This is a genomic window from Intrasporangium chromatireducens Q5-1 (assembly GCF_000576575.1).
GTDB lineage: Bacteria > Actinomycetota > Actinomycetes > Actinomycetales > Dermatophilaceae > Intrasporangium_A > Intrasporangium_A chromatireducens.
This window is the reverse complement of sequence record NZ_AWQS01000271.1, coordinates 1-4,705: the sequence shown is the minus strand read 5'-3', so window position 1 is coordinate 4,705 and position 4,705 is coordinate 1. Positions and strand designations below refer to the sequence as shown.

At 68.8% G+C, this 4,705-nt stretch carries 5 protein-coding genes; all 5 read right to left on the bottom strand.

Annotation, left to right across the window (positions count from 1 at the left end; genetic code table 11):
• Nucleotides 1-47: 47 nt before the first annotated feature.
• The gene (locus tag N864_RS19335; RefSeq protein ID WP_034721112.1) at nt 48-953 is read right to left on the bottom strand and encodes an amino acid ABC transporter permease; all 906 of its coding nucleotides are present in this window, start codon (nt 951-953) and stop codon (nt 48-50) included.
• Nucleotides 950-1,615, bottom strand: coding sequence for an amino acid ABC transporter permease (locus N864_RS19330; protein WP_034721110.1), 666 nt, complete (start codon nt 1,613-1,615; stop codon nt 950-952). Before N864_RS19330 ends, N864_RS19335 begins: the two co-directional genes overlap by 4 nt.
• Before the next feature lie 120 nt (nt 1,616-1,735).
• On the bottom strand, nt 1,736-2,560 hold the full coding sequence (locus N864_RS19325; RefSeq protein WP_034721109.1) for a glutamate ABC transporter substrate-binding protein: 825 nt from the start codon (nt 2,558-2,560) through the stop codon (nt 1,736-1,738).
• 58 nt (nt 2,561-2,618) lie between these two features.
• Nucleotides 2,619-3,416: an amino acid ABC transporter ATP-binding protein gene (locus N864_RS19320; protein WP_476702744.1), complete on the bottom strand. Its 798-nt coding sequence runs from the start codon at nt 3,414-3,416 to the stop codon at nt 2,619-2,621.
• 67 nt (nt 3,417-3,483) lie between these two features.
• Nucleotides 3,484-4,705 (bottom strand): M23 family metallopeptidase (locus tag N864_RS23815; RefSeq protein ID WP_051518818.1); only part of this gene is annotated, 1,222 nt, incomplete at its 5' end.

Here is a 4,705-nt window from a genome sequence, read left to right as displayed (position 1 = left end):
AAGGGCGGTCCCGATCGGGACCGCCCTTCGTTGTGTCTGGGGGCCGGTCAGCGGCCGCTCGGTGCCCCGGTCTCGTCGACCGCGGTCGTCTCGACGTCAGCGGTGGCGTCCGTGCCGACGGTGGGGCCAGGAATGGTTGCGCGTCCCCGCGACCGCAGCCGGCCCTCGACGTAGCCGGCGAGCCGGCTGAGGACGTAGTTGATGATGATGAAGATGATCGCGATGACGATCATCGACGGGACGATGTTGCCCTTGTAGGAGCCGATCTGGGAGTAGGTCGTGAGCAGCTCCGGATAGGTGATGATCTGCCCGAGCGCGGTGTCCTTGAGGACGACGACGAGCTGGCTGACGAGGGCGGGCAGCATTGCCGTGATCGCCTGCGGCAGCTGGATCGTGCGCAGCGTCTGGCTCCGCGTCAGGCCGATCGACAGGCCGGCCTCGGCCTGGCCCTTGGGGAGGCTGCCCACACCCGAGCGGATCAGCTCTGCGACGACCGAGCCGTTGTAGAGGGTCAGGCCGGTGACGACCGCCGCGAACGGGTTGAGGTCACTGCTGAACACATTGTTGTTCGCGTAGAGGTAGAACGACGCGATCATCATGATCAGCACTGGCACCGAACGGAAGAACTCGACGACGACGGTGCTGACCCACCGGACGACGCCGTTGTGGGACAGCCGGCCGAGGCCGAAGACGAGGCCGAAGATGCCCGCCAGGAGTACCGAGACGGCCGCCGCCTTGAGGGTGTTGATCAGGCCGGGGATGAGGTAGCTGACCCAGATCTCACTCGTGAGGAACGGGGTCCACAGCTCGGGCGCGAGGTTGCCCTTGTCACCGAGCTTCCACAGCGCGAACGCGAGGAAGGCGAGGATGAGCAGGATGCCGACGGCGGTGAGGACGGCATGGCGCGCCCGGGCCTTCGGTCCCGGCGCGTCGAAGAGGACTGAGGCGCTCATCGCTTCACCGCCAGACGGTTGGACAGGTAGGTCGTCAGGATCCCGACCGGCAGGGTCAGGATGACGAAGCCGATCGCGACGATGAGGAAGATCGGCAGCAGCAGGTCGGAGCGGAACTCGATCATCTGCTTCATCAGGCCGCTGATCTCCGCCACGCCGATCGCCGTGGCGACAGTCGTGTTCTTCGTCAGTGCAATGAGCGTGTTGCCGAGCGGGGTGATGGCCCCACGGAAGGCCTGGGGGAGCAGCACCTCGCGCAGGCTCTGGCCGAAGGTCAGACCGATCGAGCGGGCCGCCTCCGCTTGCCCGACGGGGACGGTGTTGACGCCGCTGCGCAGCGCCTCGCACACGAAGGCCGCGTGGTAGACCGACAGCGCGATGATCGCCCAGATGATGTTGTCGCGCGCGATGTCCTCGCTGAAGCTGAAGCCGAGGTTGACGATCATGACGATGTTGGCGGCGATGATCAGCAGCGTCAGCGGCGTGTTGCGGAACGTGTTGACGTAGAAGGCGCCCGCGCGCTGGAAGACCCCCACCGGCGACACGCGCATGATGGCGACGACGGTGCCGATGACGAGGGAGCCGATGGCGGCGAAGACGGTGAGCAGGATCGTCATGCCGAACGCGGCGAAGATGTTGTACTGGGCGAACAGTTCACCCATGTGCGGTCCTCCTCGGGATACGAGGGTGCGGAGGCGACGGCGGCTCGCTCCCCGCGGGAGCGGGAGGTATGCCGCTCAGCTCGCCGAGCTGAGCGGCATACCTCCCGTCCGTGGCTGGGCTCAGAGCTGGCAGGTCGGCTTGGGCGGGTTGCCAGGACCCGGCTGGTAGTTGGCCGGGCCGAGGTACTTCTTGACCGACTTCTCCCATTCGCCGGAGTCGATGAACTTCTGCAGCGCTGCGGTGACCTTGTTGCAGAACTCCTGGTCGCCCTTCTTGAGGCCGACGCCGTAGTTCTCGGTCGAGAACTTCTGGCCGACGACCTTGAGCTTGCCCTGGTTCTGCGGCTGGGCCGCGTAGCCGGCGAGGATCGTGTCGTCGGTCGTCAGGGCGTCGACGTTCTTGGCCTTGAGCGCGTCGACGCACAGGCTGTAGGTGTTGTACTCCTGCAGGTTGACCCCCGGCACCTTCTTCTGCAGGTTGGCCGCGGACGTCGAGCCCTTGACGGAGCAGAGCTTCTTGCCCGCGAGGCTGTCCGGACCGGTGATGGACGAGTCGTCGGCGCGCACGAGCAGGTCCTGGCCGGCGATGAAGTAGGGGCCGGCGAAGGAGACGTCCTTCTTGCGCTTGTCGGTGATCGAGTAGGTGCCGACGATGTACTTGACCTGGCCCGTCGAGATGAGCGTCTCGCGCTGGGACGAGACTGCCTCGACGAACTGCGGCGTGACGCCGAGCTCCTTGGCGACGAAGTTGGCGACGTCGACGTCGAAGCCTGAGTAGTTCGAGCCCTCCTTGAGGCCGAGGCCCGGCTGGTCGAACTTGATGCCGACCTTGACGGTGCTGCCGGAGCCGGAGCCGGAACCACCGCCGCTGCCGCCGCCACAGGCGGCCAGACCGAGGGCAGCGGCCGACGCGACGGCGGCGACGGCGATGCGGGTGAACTTCATGTGGGTTGTTCCCTCCTCTTGGTGCCGGGACGGCCCTCGCCGTCGCGTCGGCGGGTGATCAGTGCGTGAGGATCTTGCTGAGGAAGTCCTTGGCCCGGCTGGACTGGGCGTTGGTGAAGAACTCCTCGGGAGTGTTCTGCTCGACGATCTCCCCGTCGGCCATGAAGACGACGCGGTCCGCGGCACGGCGGGCGAAGCCCATCTCGTGGGTGACGACGATCATCGTCATGCCCGACTTCGCCAGGCTGGTCATGACGTCGAGGACCTCGTTGATCATCTCGGGGTCGAGGGCCGAGGTCGGCTCGTCGAAGAGCATGACCTTCGGGTCCATCGCGAGGGACCGCGCGATGGCGACGCGCTGCTGCTGGCCACCGGACAGCTGGGCGGGGTACTTGTCCTTCTGCTGGGCCACCCCGACGCGCTCGAGCAGCTCCAGGGCGCGCTTCTCCGCGGCTGCCTTGTTCTGCCCGCGGGCCTTGATCGGCCCGAGCGTGACGTTCTGCAGGATCGTCTTGTGGGCGAAGAGGTTGAAGGACTGGAAAACCATGCCCACGTCGGCGCGCAGCTGGGCGAGCGCCTTGCCCTCCTCGGGGAGGGGCTGGCCGTCGATGAGGATCTGGCCCGACTCGAAGGTCTCCAGGCGGTTGATCGTGCGGCACAGGGTGGACTTGCCGGAGCCGGATGGCCCGAGCACGACGACGACGTCGCCCTTGCCGACGGTGAGGTTGATGTCCTTGAGGACATGCAGGTCGCCGAAGTGCTTGTTGACGTGGTCCACGACGACGACGGGCTCGCGCGTGGTCCGGTCGGCATCACGCGTGGCGTCAGGCGTCATGGCCGGGGTGGAATCGTCCATTCGCGCAACCTATCGGGTAGCAGCCCGCAGGGCGAGCAACACCCCCGGCTGTGCCCGAATCGTGAGGTCAGTTCCGAGACGCTCCGGCGGTGCTCGCGAGAAGCGCCTGCGTCGTCGCGGCCACCGTCTCGGTGGCGCTCGAGGTCGCGCTGGTCGTGGTCGGGCAGGTGTCCGGACAGTCGGGCGAGGTGGCCGTGCCGGGGCTCGTGGCCGATGTGCCCGTGGTGCTCGGGGAGGTGTTGGTCGACGCCGTCGTGCCGGTCGAGCCCGTCGTGCCGGTCGGCGTCCCGTTCGTCGAGGCACAGTCACACGGTTCGCTGCTCGACGCGGACGTGGTCGGGCTGCTACCGGACGTGGCCGAGCCGGTCGGCACCTGGGTCGTCGTCCCGGTCGTCGTGGTCGTCGTGGTGGAGCTGGCGGCCACGGTCGTGGTGGGGGCCGGGGTGCCGGTGGCCGGGGTGCCGGTGGCCGGGGCGTTCGTGGTGGTGGGACTGCCGGTGGTGGCAGAGCCGGTCGGCGCCGGGTTGCTCGTCGTGGGGCCGCTCGTCGCCGACGTGCTGGGGCTGGAGGTGCTCGTGGGTGAGCCGGTCGTGGACGGGCTCGGGCTCGGCGGCCTGGGCGCCGGGGCGTCGGGGGCGGAGAGCCTGGGGCTCGGGCGCACGGCCGCGGTCACCGGGACGTCGCCGTCCTCGACGGTTCGCGGCGATGAGCCCGGCGTACCCGACTCCACGTGCGGGGCGGCGGTGTAGGGGACCTGGTCGGGCGAGGTGCCCGGCAGCCCGAGGTAGGGGGCCGGGTCGACGTAGTTGCCGTCGACGATGACGTCGAAGTGCAGGTGGCAGCCGGTGGACCAGCCGGTCGTGCCGACCAGTCCGATCACCTGGCCGCGCTTGACGAGGTCGCCCTGCGCCACGAGGAACCGGGACATGTGGGCATAGCCGGTCTCGAGGCTCGTGCTGTGCCGGATGATGACCCGGCGGCCCCACGAGGGGGTGACTGCGGCATACACGACCTGGCCGTCGGCGGCAGCGTGGATCGGGGTGCCGCAGGCTGCCATGAGGTCGATGCCGGTGTGGAACATCGGCCGACCGAGGACGGGGTGGATGCGGGGCCCGAAGCCGGACGCCTCCGGCCCGTGCAGGGGCCAGCTGAGGCCGGCACGGCCCGCCGCCGAGGACAAGGTGCTGGCGGGCTCGCTCGCGGCGAGTGCGAGAGACGGGAAGAGGAACATGTCCTCGCCGGTCGCGAGCTGACGCAGCGCCTCGGCCACGGTGGCGCCCGTGCCGGCC